At 64.9% G+C, this 23120-nt stretch carries 20 protein-coding genes and 2 pseudogenes; 13 read left to right on the top strand and 9 right to left on the bottom strand.

Annotated features, from left to right (window positions below; all coding sequences use genetic code 11):
* Nucleotides 1-17: 17 nt before the first annotated feature.
* Nucleotides 18-797 (bottom strand): MmpS family transport accessory protein, encoded by a 780-nt coding sequence (locus A5775_RS12350; RefSeq protein WP_082952990.1) that lies wholly within the window; start codon nt 795-797, stop codon nt 18-20.
* A 64-nt stretch (nt 798-861) separates the two neighbouring features.
* Complete coding sequence (locus A5775_RS12355; protein WP_067252396.1) at nt 862-1518, bottom strand: TetR/AcrR family transcriptional regulator; 657 nt, start codon at nt 1516-1518, stop codon at nt 862-864.
* Between the two features lie 196 nt (nt 1519-1714).
* On the opposite strand from A5775_RS12355, the gene A5775_RS12360 reads away from it, so the two are divergent.
* The 8 genes from A5775_RS12360 (at nt 1715) to A5775_RS12395 (ending at nt 11370) form a co-directional block, all read left to right on the top strand.
* Entirely contained in the window at nt 1715-3304 is a 1590-nt protein-coding gene (locus A5775_RS12360; protein ID WP_067252497.1) for a carboxyl transferase domain-containing protein, read from the top strand.
* Between the two features lie 5 nt (nt 3305-3309).
* Nucleotides 3310-5307, top strand: a complete 1998-nt coding sequence (locus A5775_RS12365) for an acetyl/propionyl/methylcrotonyl-CoA carboxylase subunit alpha (RefSeq protein ID WP_067252498.1) — start codon at nt 3310-3312, stop codon at nt 5305-5307.
* Complete coding sequence (locus A5775_RS12370) at nt 5304-6470, top strand: acyl-CoA dehydrogenase family protein (protein ID WP_067252397.1); 1167 nt, start codon at nt 5304-5306, stop codon at nt 6468-6470. Before A5775_RS12365 ends, A5775_RS12370 begins: the two co-directional genes overlap by 4 nt.
* Complete coding sequence (locus A5775_RS12375; protein ID WP_231995170.1) at nt 6452-6970, top strand: MaoC family dehydratase; 519 nt, start codon at nt 6452-6454, stop codon at nt 6968-6970. The genes A5775_RS12370 and A5775_RS12375 overlap by 19 nt, the downstream gene beginning before the upstream one ends.
* Complete coding sequence (locus tag A5775_RS12380) at nt 6967-7788, top strand: CoA ester lyase (RefSeq protein ID WP_067252402.1); 822 nt, start codon at nt 6967-6969, stop codon at nt 7786-7788. Before A5775_RS12375 ends, A5775_RS12380 begins: the two co-directional genes overlap by 4 nt.
* 259 nt (nt 7789-8047) lie before the next feature.
* Nucleotides 8048-9130, top strand: coding sequence for a pyruvate dehydrogenase (acetyl-transferring) E1 component subunit alpha (gene pdhA, locus A5775_RS12385; RefSeq protein ID WP_197512537.1), 1083 nt, complete (start codon nt 8048-8050; stop codon nt 9128-9130).
* A gap of 9 nt (nt 9131-9139) precedes the next feature.
* The gene (gene bkdB / locus A5775_RS12390; RefSeq protein WP_067252407.1) at nt 9140-10195 is read left to right on the top strand and encodes a 3-methyl-2-oxobutanoate dehydrogenase subunit beta; all 1056 of its coding nucleotides are present in this window, start codon (nt 9140-9142) and stop codon (nt 10193-10195) included.
* Entirely contained in the window at nt 10192-11370 is a 1179-nt protein-coding gene (locus A5775_RS12395) for a dihydrolipoamide acetyltransferase family protein (RefSeq protein ID WP_067252409.1), read from the top strand. Before bkdB ends, A5775_RS12395 begins: the two co-directional genes overlap by 4 nt.
* A gap of 20 nt (nt 11371-11390) precedes the next feature.
* Here A5775_RS12395 and A5775_RS12400 read toward each other — a convergent pair whose 3' ends face one another.
* Nucleotides 11391-12161, bottom strand: a complete 771-nt coding sequence (locus tag A5775_RS12400; RefSeq protein WP_067252501.1) for an enoyl-CoA hydratase — start codon at nt 12159-12161, stop codon at nt 11391-11393.
* A 448-nt stretch (nt 12162-12609) separates the two neighbouring features.
* Nucleotides 12610-13020 carry a hypothetical protein gene (locus A5775_RS12405; RefSeq protein ID WP_067252411.1) on the bottom strand — a complete coding sequence of 137 codons (411 nt, stop codon included), beginning with the start codon at nt 13018-13020 and terminating at the stop codon, nt 12610-12612.
* Between the two features lie 759 nt (nt 13021-13779).
* On the opposite strand from A5775_RS12405, the gene A5775_RS26060 reads away from it, so the two are divergent.
* A complete protein-coding gene (locus A5775_RS26060) occupies nt 13780-13905 on the top strand; it encodes a hypothetical protein (protein WP_255362114.1) in 126 nt (41 codons plus the stop codon).
* A gap of 377 nt (nt 13906-14282) precedes the next feature.
* Here A5775_RS26060 and A5775_RS12410 read toward each other — a convergent pair whose 3' ends face one another.
* Complete coding sequence (locus tag A5775_RS12410; protein ID WP_067252416.1) at nt 14283-15254, bottom strand: threonine/serine dehydratase; 972 nt, start codon at nt 15252-15254, stop codon at nt 14283-14285.
* 452 nt (nt 15255-15706) lie between these two features.
* On the opposite strand from A5775_RS12410, the gene A5775_RS24860 reads away from it, so the two are divergent.
* The 3 genes and pseudogenes from A5775_RS24860 to A5775_RS24870 form a co-directional block, all read left to right on the top strand.
* The gene (locus A5775_RS24860; RefSeq protein WP_082952991.1) at nt 15707-16363 is read left to right on the top strand and encodes a type IV toxin-antitoxin system AbiEi family antitoxin; all 657 of its coding nucleotides are present in this window, start codon (nt 15707-15709) and stop codon (nt 16361-16363) included.
* A complete protein-coding gene (locus tag A5775_RS24865) occupies nt 16353-17108 on the top strand; it encodes a nucleotidyl transferase AbiEii/AbiGii toxin family protein (RefSeq protein ID WP_082952992.1) in 756 nt (251 codons plus the stop codon). Before A5775_RS24860 ends, A5775_RS24865 begins: the two co-directional genes overlap by 11 nt.
* Before the next feature lie 285 nt (nt 17109-17393).
* Nucleotides 17394-17846, top strand: a pseudogene (locus A5775_RS24870) (relaxase domain-containing protein); the annotation flags it as partial.
* On the opposite strand, the pseudogene A5775_RS24875 reads toward A5775_RS24870, so the two are convergent.
* A pseudogene (locus tag A5775_RS24875) lies at nt 17844-18255 on the bottom strand (leucine zipper domain-containing protein); the annotation flags it as partial. The pseudogenes A5775_RS24870 and A5775_RS24875 sit on opposite strands and share 3 nt — an antisense overlap.
* A gap of 613 nt (nt 18256-18868) precedes the next feature.
* Here A5775_RS24875 and A5775_RS12420 point away from each other — a divergent pair.
* A complete protein-coding gene (locus A5775_RS12420; RefSeq protein WP_156660673.1) occupies nt 18869-19873 on the top strand; it encodes a hypothetical protein in 1005 nt (334 codons plus the stop codon).
* A gap of 42 nt (nt 19874-19915) precedes the next feature.
* On the opposite strand, the gene A5775_RS25850 is transcribed toward A5775_RS12420, so the two are convergent.
* From A5775_RS25850 to A5775_RS24880, 3 genes are all read right to left on the bottom strand, one after another.
* Complete coding sequence (locus A5775_RS25850) at nt 19916-21274, bottom strand: tyrosine-type recombinase/integrase (protein WP_231995167.1); 1359 nt, start codon at nt 21272-21274, stop codon at nt 19916-19918.
* 166 nt (nt 21275-21440) lie between these two features.
* Nucleotides 21441-22121: a recombinase family protein gene (locus A5775_RS12430; protein ID WP_231995168.1), complete on the bottom strand. Its 681-nt coding sequence runs from the start codon at nt 22119-22121 to the stop codon at nt 21441-21443.
* A gap of 124 nt (nt 22122-22245) precedes the next feature.
* Entirely contained in the window at nt 22246-23094 is an 849-nt protein-coding gene (locus A5775_RS24880) for an HGGxSTG domain-containing protein (RefSeq protein ID WP_082952993.1), read from the bottom strand.
* Nucleotides 23095-23120: the final 26 nt, after the last annotated feature.

The raw sequence follows: 23120 nt of genomic DNA on the forward strand, positions 1-23120 counted from the left end.
GTCTGGGCGAGAGGGCCTCAGCCCCGGGCGTCGCAGATCGTCAGCCCTCCGCCGACGCGCTTGCTCACCTGAACCCCGTTGACGGTGACCGTGCAGGTGACGCTGTGCCCGATGTTGACGATCGTGACGTTGGCCGGGTGGGCGGCCGACTTCGCCAGGCTGACCTGCTTGCTCCACGGCAGCGCGACGTTGAATTCGGTCTGGATGAGGTCGCCGGCGTCGACGTACATGATGCTGATCGCGCGACCTTCGCCCGTGACGGTGTAGACGACGTCTTGCATGGCCGCCGGACCGGTCGTCGGGGTGGGCGACTCGGGGCCGCTGGTCGGGGGTATGGGCGCCGGGATGAGGGTCGGCGATTTCCGCGCCGACGGGGTCGGGCTCTGCGGGCTCGGCTCCGGCATCGCCGGCAACGGCGGGACGGCGGTCTGGGTCTTGATCGCGTCGTTCGCGAGCGCCAGCGCAATCACCAAGGCGACGACCAGCAGGACCGCCGAGCCGGCGGCGATCCACAGCCAGCGCGGCGATTTCGGCCGCCCGGGCGGCGGCGGCGGAGGCATGCCCTGCGAGTGCAGTTCGTCCGACGGAGGAAGGTCCTGCTGCCAATAGGCCGGCAACCGTTTTGTCGTGTTCTCGTTGGCGGTGGGTGCCCAGGGCGACATCGTCCCGCCGTAGGTGGGGGCGTACGGCGTCTGGTCGGCATATGCGGGATCGGCGGGCGGGGCGTACCCCGGCTGCTGCGGCCCCGGTAGCGATGGACCAAACCGCTCGGTAGGACGTGAATCGTTCATGTCCACCTCATGGCTTGCAAGGGTACCTGGGTGGGGCAGTGAAGCGCTTACTCACCTGACGAAGGGCGGTTCAGGGGCACTGGTTTCCGGCCGCGAGCGCGGCGATCGTCATCGCCCGCATGACGGCGCGCGATCGTGCGGCGCGGACGCTTTTGCTGCGCGAGGCGTCAGGGGATTTCATGCTGTGCGGCGTCGAGTTCAGCAGGCCGAACACGGCGTGCGCGGTCAACCGGGCGTCGGCCTCGGCCAGCTTGGGATTCAGCTCGCGCAGCACCCCCACCCAGACCTCGACGTATTGGCGCTGCGCTTTGCGCACCTGCTTTTCGGCCGCCCCGGGCAGGTACGCCAGGTCGCGATCTTGGATGCGGATCAGGTCGGGTTCGGTCAGGGCGAAGTCGAGATGAAAGTCGATCAGGCCGTCCAGCGCGGAGGCGGCATCAGGGCTGCGGGTCCGCACCTGCCGGGCGCCGGCGAGCAGCCGGGTGCTGATGCCCACCAGCAACTCGACCAGGAGCGACTCCTTGTTGGGGAAATGCCGGTAGATGGCCGGCCCGCTGACGCCAGCCGCGGCGCCGATGTCTTCGAGGCGTACTGCGAGAAATCCGCGCTCGGCGAACAGGCGCTCGGCGGCCGACAACAGCTGCAAGCGGCGGTCGAATTTTAACTGGCTCCGGCGATTTGGGGTGTCAGGGGAACCGGCCTGTCCTTCGGAGGCAGACGTTGTCATGACGAACCTCCGTGTAATCAATCGTCACCAACGTAGCACGAGTTATTCGCAATTAACTCGCGTTATTCGCCCGGCACGATCCTCCCTAGACCGGCAACGCCGGCAATGGTATTCTCAGACCTCTGAGTTAATCAACATTAACTCAAAAACTGGACCGCCCGATGCCAAGGAGGCTGCTGCGGCGATGGACAACGTGATGACCTCGCCAGCGAAGGCTCCCGAGGCGTCGTTCGCCGACGAGCACCGCCGGCTCGTCAGCGAGCTGAACACCAGGCTGGCCGCTGCGGCGCTCGGCGGCAACGAGCGCGCGCGGGAACGCCACGTCAGCCGCGGGAAGCTGTTGCCCCGCGAACGGGTGGACCGCCTGCTCGACCCCGGCAGCCCGTTCTTGGAGCTTTCGCCCCTGGCCGCCGACGGCATGTACGACGACGAATCTCCCGGAGCCGGCATCATCACCGGGATCGGCCGCGTGTCGGAGCGCGAGTGCGTGATCGTCGCCAACGACGCGACGGTCAAGGGCGGCACCTATTACCCGATGACGGTCAAAAAGCACCTGCGTGCGCAGGAGGTGGCGCTGCAGAACCGGCTGCCGTGCGTCTACCTGGTGGACTCCGGCGGGGCGTTCCTGCCGCGCCAGGACGAGGTCTTTCCCGACAGGGAGCATTTCGGTCGCATCTTCTTCAACCAGGCGACCATGAGCGCCAAGGGAATTCCGCAAGTGGCCGCGGTGCTGGGTTCGTGCACGGCCGGCGGCGCCTACGTGCCGGCGATGAGCGATGAGGCCGTCATCGTGCGCGAGCAGGGCACGATCTTTTTGGGCGGCCCGCCACTGGTCAAGGCGGCGACCGGCGAGATCGTGTCGGCCGAGGACCTCGGCGGCGGCGACCTGCATTCGCGAGTTTCCGGTGTCACCGACCACCTCGCCGACGACGACGAGCACGCGTTGCGGATCGTTCGTGCGATCGCGGCGACCTTCGGCCCGCGTGAGCCCACCCGGTGGGAGGTGCGATCCCCGATCGCGCCGCGGTGCGCACAGACCGAGCTCTACGACGTGGTGCCGCCGGACCCGCGGGTGCCCTACGACGTGCACGAGGTCATCGTGCGGTTGGTCGACGGCGGCGACTTCAGCGAATTCAAGGCCAACTACGGCAAGACCCTGGTGACCGCGTTCGCCCACATCCACGGCCATCCGGTGGGGATCGTGGCCAACAACGGGGTGCTCTTCAGCGAATCCGCTTTGAAGGGCGCGCATTTCATCGAGCTGTGTGACAAGCGCAAGATCCCGCTGCTGTTCTTGCAGAACATCGCCGGGTTCATGGTCGGCCGGGACTACGAGGCCGGAGGCATCGCCAAGCACGGCGCCAAGATGGTCACCGCCGTCGCCTGCGCCAGGGTGCCCAAACTGACCGTCGTGATCGGCGGATCCTATGGGGCGGGCAACTATTCGATGTGCGGCCGCGCGTACTCGCCGCGCTTCTTGTGGATGTGGCCCAACGCCCGGATCTCGGTGATGGGCGGCGAACAGGCCGCCTCCGTGCTGGCCACCGTGCGCGGTGAGCAGCTCACCGCGGCGGGCAAACCATGGTCGGCCGACGAGGAAGAGGCGTTCAAGGCGCCCATCCGCGGGCAGTACGAGGAACAGGGCAACCCGTACTACTCGACGGCCCGGCTGTGGGATGACGGGATCATCGACCCGGCTGACACGAGAACATTTGTCGGGCTTGCCCTTTCGGTGTGCGCCCAAGCACCGTTGGAACCCGTCTCCTACGGCGTCTTCCGGATGTGAGTGCAGTGTTCGAGACAGTATTGGTGGCCAACCGCGGCGAGATCGCGGTGCGGGTGATCCGGACGCTGCGCCGGCTGGGCATCCGGTCGGTCGCCGTCTACAGCGATCCCGACGCCGGCGCCCGGCACGTCCTCGAGGCCGACGAAGCGGTGCGACTGGGACCCGCCGCGGCGCGCGAAAGCTACCTGAACATCGACAAGGTTGTCGAGGCCGCCGCGCGCACCGGATCTCAAGCAATCCACCCGGGGTACGGATTCCTCTCCGAGAACGCCGATTTCGCCTCCGCCTGCGAGCGGGCCGGGGTGGTGTTCCTGGGGCCACCCGCGCAGGCGATTCAGGTGATGGGCGACAAGATCACCGCCAAGAACGCGGTCGCTGCCTTCGACGTCCCGGTGGTCCCCGGTGTGGCCAAACCGGGGCTGAGCGACGACGAGCTGGTCGCCGCCGCCGACGAGGTCGGATACCCGGTCTTGATCAAGCCGTCGGCGGGCGGCGGCGGCAAGGGCATGCGCCTGGTGGACGAACCGGCCAAGCTGCGCGAGGCACTGGTCAGCGCCCGCCGGGAGGCGGCCTCGTCGTTCGGTGACGACACCCTGTTTCTGGAACGGTTTGTGTTGCGCCCCAGGCACATCGAGGTGCAGATCCTCGCCGACACGCACGGCAACATCGTGCACCTCGCCGAGCGGGAGTGCAGCCTGCAGCGGCGCCATCAGAAGGTCATCGAGGAGGCGCCCTCGCCGTTGCTCGACGAGGCGACGCGCGCGCGCATCGGGGCGGCCGCCTGCAGCACCGCGCGCAGCGTCGACTACGTCGGTGCGGGCACGGTCGAGTTCATCGTCTCCGCCGACCGGCCCGACGAGTTCTTCTTCATGGAGATGAACACCCGCCTGCAGGTCGAGCATCCGGTCACCGAGGCGGTCACCGGGCTGGACCTGGTGGAGTGGCAGTTGCGGGTCGCCGCCGGCGAGAAGCTGACGTTCGCCCAGGACGACATCGAATTGCGCGGGCACGCGATCGAGGCCCGGGTGTACGCCGAGGATCCGGCGCGCGGATTCCTGCCTACCGGCGGTCGGGTGCTGCAGGTCGTCGAACCTTCCGGTGACGGCGTGCGGGTCGACTCGTCGCTGCTGCCCGGCACGCTGGTCGGCAGCGACTACGACCCGATGCTGAGCAAGGTGATCGCCCACGGGGCCGACCGCGACGAGGCGCTGGCGAAACTCGACCGGGCGCTGAGCCGAACCGCAATCCTGGGCGTGCAAACCAACATCGAATTCCTGCGGTTCCTGCTCGCCGACGACCGGGTGCGCGCCGGCGACCTCGATACCGCCCTGCTCGATGAGCGGCTGGCGGACTTCGCCCCGCTGCCGGCCCCCGATGATGTGCTCGCGGCGGCCGGCCTCTACCGGCAATCCGCCCTGGCCTCCCGGGCACGCCACTTCGCCGGCAACCCCTGGGCGGCGCCCACGGGGTGGCGCGTCGGCGGCAGCGCGGCACCGGTGCGCACCGACATGCGCACCCCGCTGCGCACCGAGACGGTGTCGGTGTGGGGGCTCCCCGAGGCCGCCTTGGTGCAGGTCGGCGACGGGGAAACCTGTTCGGCCGCTGTGCACGTCGAGCGGACACGGATGAGCGCGGTGATCGACGGCCTGCGCCGCGACTACCGATGGGCCGAAGCCGACCGGCACCTGTGGATTGCCGACGAGCGGGGGACCTGGCACCTGCGTGAGGCCGAGGAGAACAAAATCCATCGTGCCGCGGGCACGCAGCAGGCCGAGATCGTCAGCCCGATGCCGGGCAGCGTGATCGCCGTCCAAACCCCCTCCGGCACCGCCGTTTCCGAAGGCGACGTCGTAGTCGTCGTCGAAGCGATGAAGATGGAACACTCGTTGGCCGCACCGGTTTCGGGGCAGGTGGAGGTGCTGGTCTCCGTCGGTGATCAGGTGACCGTGGATCAGGTGCTGGCCCGGTTGATCCCGGAAGAAGAAAGCAAGGACGAGACATGACCACATCCATTACCGCGGGGACCTTACCCAAGGAATACGAAGACCTTCGCGACACCGTCGCCGAATTCGCACGCACCGTCGTCGCCCCGGTGTCGGCCAAGCACGATGAGGAGCACAGCTTCCCGTACGAAGTCGTCGCCAAGATGGGCGAGATGGGCCTGTTCGGGCTGCCGTTCCCCGAGGAGTACGGCGGCATGGGCGGCGACTACTTCGCGCTGTCGCTGGCGCTCGAGGAGCTCGGCAAAGTCGACCAGTCGGTGGCGATCACGCTGGAGGCCGGGGTGGGCTTGGGCGCGATGCCCATCTACCGGTTCGGCACCGAGGAGCAAAAGCAGCGGTGGCTGCCCGATCTGACCGCCGGCCGGGCGCTGGCCGGGTTCGGGCTCACCGAACCCGGCGCCGGCTCCGATGCCGGGGGCACCCGCACCACCGCCCGGCTCGACAACGGCGAGTGGGTGATCAACGGCAGCAAGCAATTCATCACCAACTCGGGCACCGACATCACCTCACTGGTCACCGTCACCGCCGTGACCGGCACCGTCGGGGCGGACAAAAAAGAGATCTCGACGATCATCGTGCCCAGCGGCACACCGGGATTCACCGTCGAACCGGTCTACAGCAAGGTCGGCTGGAACGCGTCGGACACCCACCCGCTGAGCTTCGCCGACGCGCGGGTCCCCGAGGAGAACCTCCTGGGCGCGCGCGGGCGGGGTTACGCGAACTTCCTGTCGATCCTGGACGAGGGCCGCATCGCGATCGCCGCACTTTCGACCGGGGCGGCGCAGGGCTGCGTCGACGAGAGCGTCAAGTATTCCAAAGAGCGTCAGTCGTTCGGCCAGCCGATCGGCTCCTACCAGGCGATCAGCTTCAAGATCGCGCGAATGGAAGCGCGTGCCCACGTCGCCCGCACGGCGTACTACGATGCCGCTGCAAAGATGTTGGCGGGCAAGCCCTTCAAGAAGGAGGCGGCCATCGCGAAGATGATCGCGTCGGAAGCGGCGATGGACAACGCCCGCGACGCAACCCAGATCCACGGAGGGTATGGCTTCATGAACGAGTATCCGGTGGCGCGCCACTACCGCGACAGCAAGATCCTCGAAATCGGTGAGGGCACCACCGAGGTGCAGCTGATGCTCATCGCGCGATCGCTGGGACTGTCGTGAGCGACCAGGGCGGCAAGTCAGTTATCCAGCGGGGCTTGTGGTTCGAAGAGTTCGAGATCGGCACCACCTACCTGCACCGGCCCGGCCGCACGGTCACCGAAGCCGACAACGTCCTGTTCACCACGCTGACCATGAACACCCAGTCGCTGCACCTCGATGCGGCCTGGGCTGCAGAGCAGCCGGGGTTTCGGGGCGAGCGGCTGGTGAACTCCATGTTCACCCTCTCCACGGTGGTCGGGCTCTCGGTGTCGCAGCTGACGCTCGGCACCATCGTGGCCAACCTCGGCTTCTCCGAGGTGTCCTTTCCCAAGCCCGTGTTCCACGGCGACACCCTGTACGCCGAGACCGTGTGTACGGCCAAGCGGGAATCGAAGAGTCGGCCCGGGGAGGGCATCGTTACCCTCGAGCACACCGGGCGAAACCAGCACGGCGACGTCGTCGCCCGCGCCGCCCGCACCACGTTGGTCCAGAAGCGCCCGTCCAACCAGGAGGCCAGGTGAACCTGCACGCCGCCGGTCCGGGATGGCTGTTCTGCCCGGCCGACCGTCCCGAACGTTTCGCGAAGGCCGCCGCCGCGGCCGACGTGGTGATCCTTGACCTCGAGGACGGCGTGGCCGAGGCGGACAAGCCCGCCGCCCGCAAGGCGTTGCAGGACACGCCGCTGGACCCCGAGCGCACCGTCGTGCGGATCAACGCGGCCGACACCGACGAGTACCCCCGCGACCTCGAGGCCCTCGCCGGGACCGCCTACACCACGGTGATGCTGTCCAAGACGGAATCGGCGGCGCAGGTGGAAGCGCTGGCCTCGCGCGACGTGATCGCGCTGCTGGAGACCCCGCGCGGCGCGGTGTTCGCGACCGAAATCGCGGCGGCGCAACGCACGGTGGCGCTGATGTGGGGTGCGGAGGACCTGGTCGCCACGCTCGGCGGTAGCTCCAGCCGTTGGGCCGACGGGACGTACCGCGATGTCGCCCACCACGTGCGGTCGACGGCGCTGCTCAACGCGTCCGCCTTCGGCCGGGTGGCGCTCGACGCGGTCCACCTGGACATCCGTGACCTCGACGGCTTGCGGGCCGAGGCCGAGGACGCCGTCGCGCTGGGGTTCGGTGGGACCGTGTGCATCCACCCGAGCCAGATCCCGGTGGTGCGCGAGGCGTATCGCCCCAGCGAGGACAGGCTGGACTGGGCGCGACGGGTGCTGGCGGCCGCGCGCACCGAGCGCGGGGTCTTCGCGTTCGAAGGGCAGATGGTCGACTCGCCGGTGCTCAAGCACGCGCAAATGACGTTGCGCAGGGCGGGGGAGACGGTCCCCGGCTGACCGTTCCGCCGGACGGCGGCTTTGTCGCCCGAGCGCGCCGCTCGGCCGGCCGCGACACGCTCCGCAGTCTTCGCAATCAACGCGGTCTCTTCTCATTTGAGGGCATAATGGTGACTACGCCAGTGTCGCGGCGAGCGAAGCCTTTCGTGTAGCTGGCGATCGACTTCCGCTCGCGGTAGGTCTCGGCTGACCGTTTGCTGTGACCCGCTGTGGCTCGTGGGGCCACGCGGCACCCAGCGAGGGAGGCGGTGTGGCGCAGATGTCTCAGACGCCCATGGCTGTCGACCTCGAACCGGTGCAACTCGTCGCCGCCGATGGCGCGCCGACGTCCGAACGCCGTTACGGCCGTGACCTTCCCGCGGAGACGCTGAGCTGGCTCTACGAGCTGATGGTGATCACCCGGGAACTCGATGCCGAATTCGTGAACCTCAAGCGGCAGGGTGAGCTGGGACTCTTCGCGTCCTGCCGCGGTCAAGAAGCCGCCCAGATCGGCGCGGCGGCATGCCTGCGCAAAACCGACTGGCTGTTTCCCCAATATCGGGAGCTGGGCGCCTTTTTGGTGCGCGGCATCCCGCCCGGGCATGTCGGGGCCGTGTGGCGCGGCACCTGGCATGGCGGCCTGGAATTCACCAAAAAATGCTGCGCGCCGCTCTCCATTCCGATCGGCACCCAGACCTTGCATGCGGTGGGCGCGGCGATGGCCGCCCAACGGCTGGGCGAAGATTCGGTGACGCTGGCCTTCCTCGGTGACGGCGCCACCAGCACGGGAGACGTGCACGAGGCGCTGAACTTCGCCGCCGTGTTCACCACGCCCTGTGTGTTCTTCGTGCAGAACAACCAGTGGGCGATCTCGACGCCGATCCACAAACAGACCGCCGCACCCTCGCTGGCACACAAGGCGATTGGCTACGGCATGCCCGGAGTCCGGGTAGACGGCAACGACGTCTTGGCGTGCTACGCCGTGACAGCCGAGGCCGCCGCCCGGGCTCGCGCCGGCGCCGGGCCGACGTTGATCGAGGCGATCACCTACCGCCTGGGTCCGCACACCACCTCCGATGACCCCAGTCGATACCGGACGCAAGGCGAAGTCGATCACTGGGCGGCGCTGGACCCGATCCCGCGGTACCGCACCTATTTGGCGACCCAGGGCCTGTGGTCAGAACGCTTGGAGGAACGCGTCATTGGCCGCGCACAGCGAATGCGCACCGAATTGCGCGACGCGGTGGTCGATGCGCCCGATTTCGACATCGACGAGGTGTTCACCTCGGTGTACGCCGAGATCACGCCGGGACTACAGGCGCAGCGCCAGCAGCTGCGCGCCGAACTCGACCGAAGCGATTGAGAGGCATCGATGACACAGCTCGCTGATCGCCCGGCCGGCCACGACGAAACACTCACCGCGGCAGTGGACACCGTCGCGCTGGGTGCGCAGTCGTTGACCATGGTGCAGGCGCTCAACCGCGCCCTGCACGACGCGATGGCCGCCGATGATCGGGTGCTGGTGTTCGGTGAAGACGTCTCGGTCGCGGGAGGGGTGTTCCGGGCGACCGAGGGACTGGCCGAGGTATTCGGTGTGAGCCGTTGCTTTGACACGCCGCTGGCGGAGTCCGCCATTGTCGGGATCGCGGTGGGGTTGGCATTGCGTGGCTTCGTTCCCGTGCCCGAGATTCAGTTCGACGGGTTTTCCTACGCGGCCTTCGACCAGGTGGTCAGCCACCTGGCGAAGTATCGCACCCGTACCCGCGGCGAGATCAACATGCCGGTGACGGTCCGCATCCCATCCTTCGGGGGAATCGGTGCCGCAGAACATCATTCGGATTCCACCGAGTCATATTGGGCGCATACCGCCGGATTGAAGGTGGTGGTGCCGTCCAGCCCGGCCGACGCGTATTGGCTGCTGCGCCACGCGATCGCCTCCCCGGATCCGGTGATGTTCCTGGAGCCGAAGCGGCGCTACCAGGGGCGCGGCATGGTCGATGTCACCCGCCCCGAACCGCCGATCGGGCGGGCGATGGTGCGCCGGCCGGGCACCGACGTGACCGTCGTGACCTACGGCAGCTTGGTCGGCACCGCGGTCGGTGCCGCCCAAGAGGCGCAGCGCCAGCGTGGTTGGAGCCTGGAGGTCATCGACCTGCGGTCATTGGTGCCACTGGACTTCGACACCGTCGCCACCTCGATCCACCGGACCGGGCGCTGCGTGGTGATGCACGAGGGTCCGCGCAGCCTGGGGTATGGAGCCGAGCTGGCCGCCCGCATTCAAGAGGAGATGTTCTACGAGCTCGAGGCACCGGTGCTGCGCGCGTGCGGGTTCGACACCCCCTACCCGCCGGCCCGGTTGGAGAAGTGGTGGTTGCCCGGCCCGGACCGGCTGCTGGACTGCGTCGAGCGCGCTTTGGATCAGCCATGACCGGCCCGTCCGCGAAGGAGAGGATCAAGCCGTTTCGAGTCCCCGACCTCGGTGAGGGACTGGAAGAAGTGACGGTGACGCACTGGAGCGTCGCGGTGGGCGACGACGTCGAGCTCAACCAGGTGTTGTGCACGGTGGAGACCGCCAAGGCCGAGGTGGAGATCCCCAGCCCGCACGCCGGGCGGATCATCGAAATGAACGGCGCCGAGGGCGATGTGCTCCAGGTGGGGGCAGTGCTGGTACAGATCGACACGGCACCGCGCAGCGGCGACCTACCGGCGGCCGAGGCGGCGCCGCCCACCCTGGTCGGCTATGGCGCCGATGCCGGCGTCGACAGCAGCCGGCGGACCGGCCGTCCGCTGGCCGCCCCCCCGGTGCGCAAACTGGCCAAAGAATTGATGGTCGACCTGGCCTCGTTGCCGCACAGCGGCTCCGTCATCACCCGCGAGGATGTGCTGTCGGCTGCCGGCGGGACCGGGAACGGAGCCGACGTCCGGTCCGTTCACGGTGTGCAGGCCCGGATGGCGGAGAAAATGGCCCTGTCGCACAAGGAGATTCCGGCGGCGAAGATCACCGTCGAGGTGGACTGCACCGAGTTGGTGCGGCTGTCCGACCAGCTCGGCGCGACGGATCAGAATATTACGCCCTTCCTCCTGACGCTGCGGCTGCTGGCGATCGCGTTGCGCCACAACGAAATTCTGAATTCTACGTGGGTCGATTCCCCGCACGGCCCGCAGCTACGCGTCGACCACCGGTTGCACCTGGGGATCGCCGCTGCCACCGAACGGGGCCTGCTCGTCCCGGTACTCGCCGACGCCCACACCAAGACGACGCGCGAACTGGCTGCTCGCGCAGCCGAATTGATCGCCGGTGCGCGTGCGGGCACCCTGACGCCGGGGGAGCTGCGGGGCTCGACGTTCACCGTGTCGAACTTCGGCGCGTTGGGTGTGGACGAGGGCGTACCGGTGATCAATTACCCCGAAGCGGCCATCCTCGGGATGGGGGCGATCAAGCCGCGGCCGGTGGCCCTCGGCGCCGAGGTCGTGGTGCGTCCGACGATGTCGCTGACCTGTGTGTTCGACCATCGTATCGCCGACGGCGCGCAGGCGGCCCAATTTGTCTGCGAGTTAAGGGATCTGATCGAGTCACCCGGCACCGCCCTGCTGGATTTGTAACCCCCGCGTCGACAGCCCGGCTACTTGCGTTGCGCTGCGGCCAATCGCTGTGCGAATTCTGGTGACTCGATCGAGGAGGCCTGCGGCCCAAGCTCGGCGCGCATGGCCTGCTGGTGTTGCTCATGGTCCAGCGACCCCGGGCTGGCGGTCGCGCGCATGGTGGCCTTCGTCGCCAGCACCACCTCGCGCGGTGCCGCCGCCGGCCCGGCGGCCAATTCCAGCGCCGCGGCCACCGGATCGTCGGCGACATGCAGCGCCAGGCCATGCCGCACTGCGGCTTCGGCGTCGAAACGCATGCCGAACAGCAGGGCCGCGCGGGCAACCTGCGGACCGACCGCGCGCTGCAGCATCCAGGTCGCACCTCCGCCCGGGTGCAGCCCCAGCTTCTGGAATCGCGCATCGAAGAGGGCGGCGGGCCCGGCGATGCGCACGTCGGCCGCCAGGGCCAAGTTCAGACCGGCGCCCACGGCCGCGCCGTTGACTGCGGCGATGGTCGGGAGTCGGCAACTGCCGATCGCCATAAATCCGTCATAAAGCTGCTGCAAGCCGGCCTCGGCCGCCCCGCCGCCCGCAGCCCCGAGGGCACTCAGGTCGGCGCCCGCGCAAAACGCCTTGCCCGCCCCCGTGACCACCACGGCATGCACGTCGGGATCGGCCTCAGCCCGCTCGACGGCCTCGCGCAGCAGCCCCGACATCTTGGCGGTCACCGCGTTACGCCGGTCGGGATCATTGACGGTGATGAGCGCGACGCGATTGTCGACGTCGAGTAAGACGAGATCGGACTGGGCCATGTCGGGCACCTCCGGCTTTGGGTTGGGCTGCGGGTCCGCGTGACATACCGGTTCGTCGGCGGCGGCGTGACGGGCGAGGTAAGGGTACTGCGCGTCGCTGCCGCGGCATCGTCGGGTGCGAGCGCGATTAGCAGGGGAGGCAGGAATGGGCGGCCGTAAGAAACATCGGCGACCGGTCGTATTGGACATCGCCGGGTTGAACGCCATTCATGGGCGACCGGAGTTCCTGCAGTCCGACGGCGCGCAAAGAGCATAATCTTTGCGGGCACGCGAGGGAAGTCGAAATCTACAACTAATGCTGTGTTTATGAAATTGTTATGTGCAACTTTTGGGACTCGCCGTCCAATTGCGGAAAGAGCTGGGCAAACGCACGACCTGCCCGCCGTGGGGCAGATGGGGGCGGCGGCCGTCACCCGCCCGCCCCAGACCCCGGTGGAGTTGCGGAAAACTAGGACTCCGGTTTCGCCAACTTCTTAGCTAGCTCATCGAGTTCGGCCTGACGTTCACGCACCGCGCACCCCCTGCGATCCAGGCCCGCTCCCTGCAGGATGGCCCTCGGCAGGGCATTGCTCCGCAACTTGATGTTGGCGTAATGGATTGCCGCATCGATCATTTCGATGTAGCGCTCCGCATCATGCTCCGAGCAGGAGCCCTCGATCCGCTGGACTTCGTCCCAGCAAGGATAGGAGGAGTACCGGGCATCAAGTTGTTGCTGCGATACCTGAGATCCGAAGTAACATCGCCAATCTCGGCTCAGCCAGCCCCTCGTCTTCACTTCGACTTTGATTCGACTACCCACGCCGGCTATGAACCTCGGCTCCCCGACACGTACTACCGGCTGCCAGTCATTCGACGCCATATATCGCCAACCCCTCGAAGAGAAGACGCCCTAACTAATGATCTCCCCGAGGGCGTCGACTGCTCGTCACGACACGCTGCTCCCAGAATACTGAATCCGCAAACTTTGGATAGTCACTTTGGCTACTTCCGGGCATCGCACGGTATGCAGACCGGCCGAATAACCATTACCGCCGGTCCTATGTGTGCGCTTTGTCGCCCGTGATTTCGGCAGTAAATATTGCTGTGACCTGCACCACTGCGCCATTTGGGCGCGTGGCGGCAGACCGTCGATCCGTCGGCCGCAGCGGGCGCCGCAGGCCGGGCGAGACCGCGCGGGCCAAGGGTCCATGGGGACCAGCAAGGCCGCCGCCGCAAGCTCATCTCGGCTCGCGAGAGCAACGCCATTCGGCACTGACCCGAGGAGACCCCATGCGCACTGCGGCGGACAAAACGTCAAGCGATCGGCGGTCGGCTAACAGGTTCCGCGCCGAGTGATTCGACAGCTGTCGGACCGGCCTCGCCATGTTGTGCGATCCGGCGCTGACTGGGTATCGAGAAGCGGTCCGGCAATATGTCGCGGCGCGCTGACGTCACAACGGCAAGTGGCGCAACAGGTTTTGCTCATGCCCACGGTTCCTCCGAGGTCCGTCTGGGCAAGGACGAACGAGCGTCGCCACCCGTCGACGCGCGAGGGCCGGGCTCGCGGTTGCTGAAGGGCTTGTCTGCGTTCTGCGGATATTGCCACGGGGGATGCCGGCCGGGCTTACGCTTTCCAGCTATGACCAGGGGGAAGAAGGTCTTGTTCGCGCTGGCGCTCGCGTTCGCCGTCTCAATGACGTCGGTGAGCTGCATACCTATCGACATACCCACCTGCCCGGCGGGCGGCGGTCCGGTCGGCTGCTGATCACCAGCGCTGTAGGGGGCGGGAGCCACCCGTCGTCGGGTGCTGCGTAATAGAGGGATCCCTGCGCCGCCCGCAGATTTGCCTCTCCCCGTGCCCCCGGCAGGATTCGAACCTGCGACCTAGGGATTACCGATCGGCGCACCTCGTGCTTGCTTGACATCGCTCATTTTCGCTTGTGCTACAACCGGTTTGGCGATGATTCGGCATCGCCGAAAACCCACCGATTACTGTTGAGTCGCGGACATTGGCGATGCATAAGCGATGACCACATTCCCGAGGTCGTGAGCGAAAGTACCGCGCGTAGAGCCTGGGGAGCCATCGCGGCCCCATAGGGGACGAGTGAAAGCTCTTCGGTCGATCAAGCAGTATTGACTAGGTCAATGCCCGTTGCCGCCGACCCATCGGTGATACGCGTCTATCTCGACATTGCTGCCGCACACGATGGTGACGACGTGCCTGTCGGCGAAGCGGTCGCGGTCTTCGAGGATGGCTGCGATGCCGAGCGCGGCCGACGGTTCGACGACGAGGCCAGCGACTTCGAAAAGCATCCGCATACCGGCGATGATCGATGCTTCCTGGACCAAGACGGCATCGTCAGCGACCAGAAGCAGGTCGTTCAGGACCGTCGGAATTGGAGACCGGCCGACGACAGCATCTGCAATGGTGTCAGTTGACTCGGTGGTAACAACGTGCCGCTGGTGCCACGAATGTGTCATCGCCGGTGCACCGGCCGGCTGAACGCAGATCACCTCCACCTCGGGAGCACAGAGCTTCATCACATGCCCGACGCCGGTAGCGAGGGCTCCGCCGCCCAGAGCGATCAGTACGGCGTCGAACGACGACCCCGCATCAACCAGTTCCAGGCCAATGGTCGCCGCGCCCTCACAAGTTTCGATGTCCAAGCTGTCTTCGAGCAGTGGAATGCCATCACGCCGCGCGATGGCCGCCGCTCGCGCACGGGCCATCTCGTGATCGCCGTCGACTAATTCCAATCTGGCGCCCAGTGCACGCATGCGATCAAGCTTGACCTGGGGTGAAAACCGGGATGCCACGACCGTGACGTCGAGGCCCCTGGTGCGACCAGACCAAGCGAGGGCTTGGCCGAGGTTGCCTCCGCTGGCACACACCACTGCGGACGAGCCATTGTGGGCGAGCATGCTCGCGACGACCTCTGCGCCGCGCGCCTTGAAGCTGCGGACCGGGTTCGCTGTTTCGAGCTTGATGCTCACCGCGCACCCGAGGCTTCGCTGCAGAGCCTCGCAGCGGTACAGCGGAGTATCGAGAAAAATCGGCTCGATGATCCGGCGAGCCGCCCGGATTCGAGCAGTGTCGAGGCGCGTCTGCTGCACGACACAGCAGCGTAGCGCCGTCGGCGGCTACTCGAGGCAGACCAGAAGGATTCATTCTGCGGCGTCGAGCGGACCGAAACCCATCGCGAGGTCGCCATCGATGACGGCAGGCTTGATTCGTAGCGCTGAAACAGTCTTCGTCGCTCAAATGGCTAGCTCGCCGCGAGTGATGGTGACCGCGCGACCGGTCAAGTCGACCCGGCCATCGCCTAGCAGCAGGTCAATGCGTGCACCGCGCGGCGAAACTTGCAGCCCGGTCAAAGTGGTCTTTGACCAGCCGCTAAGACACGTCGATCGGTGAAGGCTGGCGCGCTCGCGGATCGGGTAGGGCGTTCGCCGGTCTGCGCATCTGGCCTCGGGATAGCTGGACCGATTGTATTACGTCGCCACCTTCTGCATCAGTATGCATTTTGTACTCTTAAAGAGTACGCTATGCATACTTAAGGAGGGATATGAAGAGGCGGCGCGAAACCACGCCTTTGCCAGCCAGCCTGGCAAGCTTACCTATGCGGACCTTTCGTCCGCGCGATGCTGAGATTGCCTATCCGCACCCGCGAACCCAGCTTGCTCGGTTGGTAGAACGAGGAGTCCTTCATCGCGTAGCGGAAGGCTATTACGTCGTAGTTCCGCAGGAGATGGCTGGGCGTCCGTGGCTGCCGAACCTAGAAGCCGCCGCGGCCGGGATCGCCTCGGCAATCTATGGCACCGACGGCGCGGCGCTCATGGGTATCAGCGCTGCCCGCGTTCTGGGAGCCATACCGCGTGCCTTGGCGACGGCTGTCGTCGCCGTGCCGAAGCAGCACCGGCCCATCGCTCTTACTGACCGTTTTTCTGTTGTGCGCTTCGTCAAACGTGACATGACTCGTCTGGACGTGGAGCGCGTACAGACGCCGCTTGGGCCAGCTCTTACTACGACACCCGAGCAGACAATTCTCGATCTGGCGCACCGGCCCTCACTTGGCGACGCGGAAGTAGAGGTCCCATCCGCGATAGCGGCGCTCTATGGACGCAGCGACAAAAAGCGAATGGAGGCGAACGCACTCGATCAGCGGCTCACGGCATCACTACGGCGCGCCGAAGTGTGGGCTGGAGCTCACGGTGGATCTTGACGAACGCGCCCGGGTGGCCGACCAGTTCGGAGTTGCACCCGAACAGGTTGAACGCGACCATCTCATCTCGTACATATTGGGTTTTCTCAGCGAGCGATTCGGCCGTCGCATTCACTTCATCGGGGGCACTGCCCTAGCGCGGACCCATCTCCCGAGTGGTCGGCTTAGTGAGGACGTCGACCTTGTCTCGATCGACAGCCGGAGCGTTGTCGCAGAGGAACTGGATGCCGCTCTGCCGCGTTCGGTGGCTCGTAGTCACGGGAGATTGGCGCTTGAGCCCTCGTTCGCCCGGGTAGCGGACACGGTTCCCGTGACCGCACGGACAGCGGACGGTGTGGCCGTCAAGATACAGCTATTGTCGTCGCGCCACCGGATCGTTTGGCCATCCGAGCGCCGACCGCTCGAGCAGCGCTACAGCGATGCCCCCACGGCAGAGCTGGTCGTCCCCACCTTGCCGGCGTTCGTCGCGTCGAAAACAGCAACTTGGGCCGATCGTAGCGCTCCGCGCGACCTATGGGATCTCTGGGCGCTGAGCGGGATCGGCGCCATCGATCGTGTCGCGCTGGATCTCTTTAAAAAGTTTGGGCCAACCAACCGGCCGCCCAGTGATCACATATTTAACAGCACGCCATCTGATGCCGCATGGCGGACGCAACTCGCCGGTCAAACGAGGCTCACAGTCACCGCGGCGGAAGCGATCAAGGTAGTGCGAGACGCTTGGGCGCGCATTAGCGGAGGTGGGTAGAACGGCATCTGCTGAATCTGGCGCCGACACTCATGCCCTGTATCCGAATGCGTCTCACCCAAAACCCATCTCTCTCCCCAAGTATCACCTAGTCATCTACTAATCTCATTATTTCCCAACCTTATTCAGGCTACCCAGCCTCGACCCATCGATCTCACTCGCCTGTAAATCCTGCGTGGCACATTGGCACAAGGGTGCAATACTGATTTGGGATGCGCTTAACGCGCCCCCAAATCCCAGCCGCTGCGGCTGGTTTCAGCTTCCTACGTCGTGGGGTGGTCGCCGGTGGTAACGATTTCTCGGCTATCTCGTTGGAGAATCAACTATTACAACGACACCGCCCGGCTAGCTTCACGTGCCGGCGTGGATAGCCGGCGAGTCAACGGCGGACTGGGGGAGTACTGCTCGGAGGCCAATACCCGGGAACCAACGTGGCTGAGCGCCGGCGACACCGTCCGCACCTGTGAGCTTGTGGGCTTGGATGGACGCGCCGCACAAGGGGGCGCCGCTGATACCGATGTCGTGCAGCGTTGGCTCGATAACGGCCTGGCACCCAACGGTCAGGCCGGTCGGGTGTTCACCAAGGGCAGTGTGCACGGGTTCGATTTGACTTTCGCTGCGCCCAAAAGCGTGTCGCTGCTGCGCGCGTTGACCGACGACGTCGCCGAGAAAGCGATCCAGGCCGCGCATCAGCGTGCGATCGGGGCAGCCATGACCTACCTGCACCAGCACTCCGGCGCCGCGTTCCCAGCGTTTCCACTTGCGTGAGCGCCGATCCCGCAGACTTGGGTCGATCATGCCCGCGCGCACCAAGGCCCGATTGGCCGCCGATTCGGAGGGAACCGGCCCTATTCGGCGCTTGGCCAGCTCGAACACCAGCCGCCGCGGCCCCCAATACGGTCGCGAACGCCGCAATTCCAACAACGCGGCCTCCACCACCGCCGGCATCTGATGCGGACACGACGTCGGCCGATGCGACCGATCCACCAGCCCCTCCAGGCCCGAGGCCTCATAGCGGGCTAACCACGAGTGCAGCGTCTGACGCGACACCCCTACCTTCTGGGCAACCTGCGAGATCGACAACCCATCACTGATTCACCGCCAACACGGCCTGATACCGCTGCTCGGCCACGCTCAACTCCTTCATCGAAGGAGTGTCAAGGATCAACCGAAGTAACTGTCAACCATCAGCCGAAACACCGTCAGGCATCACCCGAAGTAGAAATGTCAAGCATCAACCGACGTCATACACCTCTCCCCGTGCCCCCGGCAGGATTCGAACCTGCGACCTAGGGATTAGAAGCACTTTTCAGGCGTTGCTGGCGGGCTTCTAGCAACGGCTGTATTGCTCGCCCGGTCCGTTGGAGCTGCTCTAATGCCCTAGCGTTCCTACGCTGCTACAGGCCAGCAAACCGATACTGGAGAGCAATCGGCATTTGCCCAGGTGGTGCGAGACCCCAGCAACTTTGCCCGCGCGGGTGACACGGTGAGTACAGGCCGGGTTAGCTGATGTGGATCCGGTCGGAGAGCAAGTCTGGTTTTGACCTTCGCTTGTCAGTCATGCCCGGTAGTTTTGAGGAGTGTTGCCGGCTGATGCCCTCTGGCGAGATCACTCAACCGCCATCAGTCGGCTAGCGGCGGTCCTACTATGCGCCATCGCCCTGTATCTCATCTTGCGTCGGCGAACACACATTAAGGCGTGGCGTCCGGTCAGAACCGCGCTAGACTTCTCGCCCGGAACACGCAAGTTTCTTCTGACGATGTTTGTTTTCGGCATCGCCGTACTCGTCCTGCTCTGGGCAGTGGATTTGAACGCTCTAACGTTCAGCATCGGCAGGCTCGATCTAATGCAAGTGCATTGGCTGCAGGCTGAATGGCTACGTAGTCACTCGTATATCCCAAACATTTTGGCCGGTTTCACGGGTTTCCTCATCGGTGCTCCTGTCGCTGCCGTGCTGCTGGCTAGCTTTGCCCTGGAGCGTGAAGAACAAGCAGCTGCCGCAGGCATAATCCGCACGACGGAGTTCGCTTGGAATCGATTTCGAGACGCTGTGCACGAACTGTGTACTGACGAAAGAATTCGTGGCCTAAAGGAGGGGCCGCCGCGAGCCCGACGGGTGCATAACGAAGTCTACGAGTGCTTCCGCCAGTATTACGTTCAAGGCCACAATCGTCGAAAGGGTCCACCCTTCCGTTGGAACACGACGGCAGAGGAACATGAGCAGCTGAAAGTAAAAGTTACGGAACGGCTTCCGTCCTTCAAGAGCGAGGTCGTAGATTACTTCCTCGAGTTGGGCCTGATGGAGTCGCAGTTCCAGATGCCCTGGACCGAGGCGGCCCTCAGCTGGAATACGTTGGACCAGTATGTCAGGCTTCGCCGACTGGAATTGGGGCTCCGTTGGATGCCGCAAGAGCTATACGTTGGTATCAGTAGACATATGATTAAGTCTGCCAAGCCCCTAGATGAGTTTTCTGAAATGCATGAATCGAAACTTACCTCGCGACCGCTTGTGCCGAGCATGTTCGCAGCCTATGCGGCCGCCAAATGGTATATGGATCTGGACAAAGAAGCGCTCGATAATCGGATTAGTAACCCTTCTGCCAAGGGTCCCGACGGGTTCTTTAACGACGATGAAGAACTTGCGCTTTATGTTCAACGAGGCATTGCGGCAAGCGAGTACTTGAAGGGGTTGCGCACCCTTATCGAGACTGTGGATGCAGAAGGTTGGCCCTTATCCGCGACGGAACTAGTGAATCCCGAATGACATAGGGGACGTAGGCCCGCCGCTTTCCGGAGTCTCGTCAGGCTAGTTCGCCTTCCGCTCTAGGGGCACTACGTTGTTCGCCTGCAGCGGTACCGGTCTCGTACTGGGACTAGCCTTCCCGCCGTTCTCGCTGCGAAGCACCGCCGCGTAGATGTCCATGGTGGTGCTGATCTTGGCGTGGCCAAGCCAGCGGGACACGTCTCGCACGTTCTCGGCAGCAAGAGCCGCAACCGAGAAGCCATGGCGCAGATCGTGCCAACGCGAGTGGGGGAGTCCGAGAGCATCCAGGGCGGGGAGCCAGAACCGCTTGTACACGTTCTGCTCGTCTATCGGACGGGTCCAATCGAAGCGCTGAGCCGACGTTGTCGGTGAAGCTTGGCCCTCAGCACTTGCCCTAGCCTTAGCTCCGGCCTTCGAGAAGCGGCCTGGAAACAGGGGAGCGCGGGGATTATCGGCGTCCTGATGCATCTGGGACAGATAGCCCCTGAGGTCATCTGCCAGCCACGGGTCTATCGGTATGTCCCGGTAGGCGTTTTCGGTCTTCAGCGGCTCCGCTTTCCACTCACCGGCTGCCCCGCTTCGTTGCTTCTTCCGCCGTACGGACACTAGGCCGCTCGTGCCTTCGTGGTGGGACAGGGTGAGGTCTTGAATCTCTAGACCCTGTAGCTCGCTAGCTCGTACTCCGGTTGCCACACTAAACAGCACGGCCAGCGCGTAGACCGGATTAGCGGGCTTGACGGCGATATAGGCTTCCCGGTTCTTGGGGGTAACGGTGATGGTCTGCTCACTGCCGATCCAGTGCGCAACGGTTGCAACTTGTTCCACGGTCAAGCGGGTGTAGCGCTTGCCTTCCTGGAAATCCCGCACGCGGCGCAAGCTGGGTAGCTTGACGGCAGCCGGATTGGTGGCAATGGCTTCGTTCTCTACGGCGGTATCCAGGATCATCCGCAACACCGACATGGCGTGTTTGATCGTGCCTGCCGACAGGGGTCTGCCGGTGCGCTTACTGGTGGTGGAGGCCAGCTCCGAACGCAGCTTCTTGACGTCGGCGACACGAATACTTGCAACCGGGCGGGGACCAAGGGTTGGCGCTACGTACAGAAGGTAATTCGCGCGGTACTTGTCCACGGTGGCCTTGTCGATAGTGCCGGCAAGACCGTCGAAGAACTCAGTTGCATAGTGTCCCAGTGGTTTAGCAGCCAAATCGCGAGCTTCGCCGGGGTCCAAGCGCATGTCGGCTAGTGCCTGCTCAACCTTGGCCTTATGGGCGTTAGCCTGTGCTTCGGTAGTGAAGGTCTGACCGCGCTGGCGATACTGCCCGGTGGCAACGCCATAGGCATCACGCTTCGGCTCTTTCCAGACGACTTGCCACGCATTGCCGCGCTGCTTTACGAAGGCCATTACTGAGTCCTCTCTGAGGGCGAAGTGTCTTCCTCGGTGAGCTCCGAGGACCAGGCTTCCACGTCCTCTGGCGGCGGCGGGCCGTAGCCCTTGCAGGTGACTTCTGGCGGCTCGGGCGGCTCCAGCCCCTGCTCCACTCTTGGCTGTTTGTCACGAGCTTCGCGGTTCATGCCGACACCTGCTCAACTGTGGCGCTGGCGTAGATGCGGCGCACCGTGGACGGCTGCCACGTCGGCTTGCCTAGTGGGCTTAGGACGTTGGATGCTGTGAGCGCGGAAGCGATAGCGTCGTATGTCCAGCCGGCGTTTCGGTCTTGCACTATGCGCCGCACCACCGAAGGCGATGCGACTCTAGGTCTTCCGATGCGCTCGCCTCTGCGCTTCTTTGCGGCCAAAGCGGCCTTCGTACGCTCGCTAATCAACTCGCGTTCGTACTGCGCGAAGTTGACAAGGTTCATCGCCATCATCCGGCCTGCCGCAGTGGTCAGGTCCACGCCCAGGTCCAAAATGACCAGCGACCATCCTTGTGCCTGTGCAGCTTCGATGATGTTGGCTGCGTTGACGATTGATCGACTCAAGCGGTCCAGCTTGGCAACCACCAAACCGTCACCTTGGCCAGAGGCCAACAGTTGCAACACTTCCGCAAGCTTTGGGCCGATGGCCTTGCCGGATACGCCTTCGTCTGCGAAGTGCTCAAGGCTCCACTGTCGGCGCAGTGCCTCCGCCTCGATGGCTTCGCGTTGTGCCTCTAGCCCGTTACGCCTGTCGGCCTGTTCGTCTGTGCTTACCCGCGTGTAGCCAAACATCAACGGTTGCACCGGTTCTCGTGTGTCTGCCTTAGTCGGCATTGTTGTGTCTCCCCTGCTGGTGTGGGGCGTAACCGAGCGGTTGCGCCTTACGCCTTAAGTTCTAGCTGACCGGTACAACCGTGGCTACAATGCCTGACCTGGGCAAACTGTGCCTGCAGGCGCCTCATGGCCTTCTGTACCGCCTGTGTGGTGACTCGATGGCTTTCAGCGCGCCTATCTCGCGGTTGGCCCGGTTCGCCGCGTAGACGGCGTCCTCACCGGTGATGTGCCGTGCGCGTGGCTGTGAGGGTGGCCGCTGGCCGCTCTCAGCGTCACCCTCGCGGTCGGCTTCGTCCGGCTCAGCCTCTCGTGGCGGGTGGGACTGCGAATGCGCCTGCGCAGCCGTGGCGGGAGGCGCAAGTGTGTCGTGCTCTACAACTTCGAAGCCGGCTGGACGCTCGTCAGTATCGGGAAGTCCTCGAGCTCTACGCGATTCAGCACGGCTGCCGGTGGCGATGCCGTCGAACAGCTCCTCATAAGGCTTCGTTTCGCCCTGCGACAGTACAACTTCCGAAGGCGGCTTTAGTCCGCTTCGGTCCAGGGCATCCTTGATGGCCGCGAGCTTGACCGCTTCGCTTTCGGCCGTAAGCGCTATGCCCAGTAGCTGTTTCGCCATGAGCTCGGCGGCGTTTTCTAGACGCGCTCTGGCATTGGCTTTCACCTGCTTTGCTGCTCCGCCATGGAACCGACAAACGGTGCTTCCCTTGATCGCTGCGTTCTTGCAAGGCTCGCCGGTACGGCTGCTGTGTGCTCTGCAGCGGCGCTCCGGCAATGGCCCGTGTGGCCAGTCTCGGCCATCGTCACGTTGTCGTGCCTTAACGGATTTCGCGCCTTCATGGGTCTCATCAGCTCCGCTAATTCGAGGGGTTCCGTTCTCTTCAGTACTGCGCCTAGGTATCACAGCGGGCAGATTGTCCCCGCCGTCTGGTATCTCTTCTGCTTCAACGTCAATGATGTTGTCTTCATCAGACATTGGCCTTCACCGTTCTCGTGTTGTAT

The organism is Mycobacterium sp. 852002-10029_SCH5224772 (genome assembly GCF_001667315.1).
In the GTDB taxonomy this organism is placed as follows: Bacteria; Actinomycetota; Actinomycetes; order Mycobacteriales; family Mycobacteriaceae; genus Mycobacterium.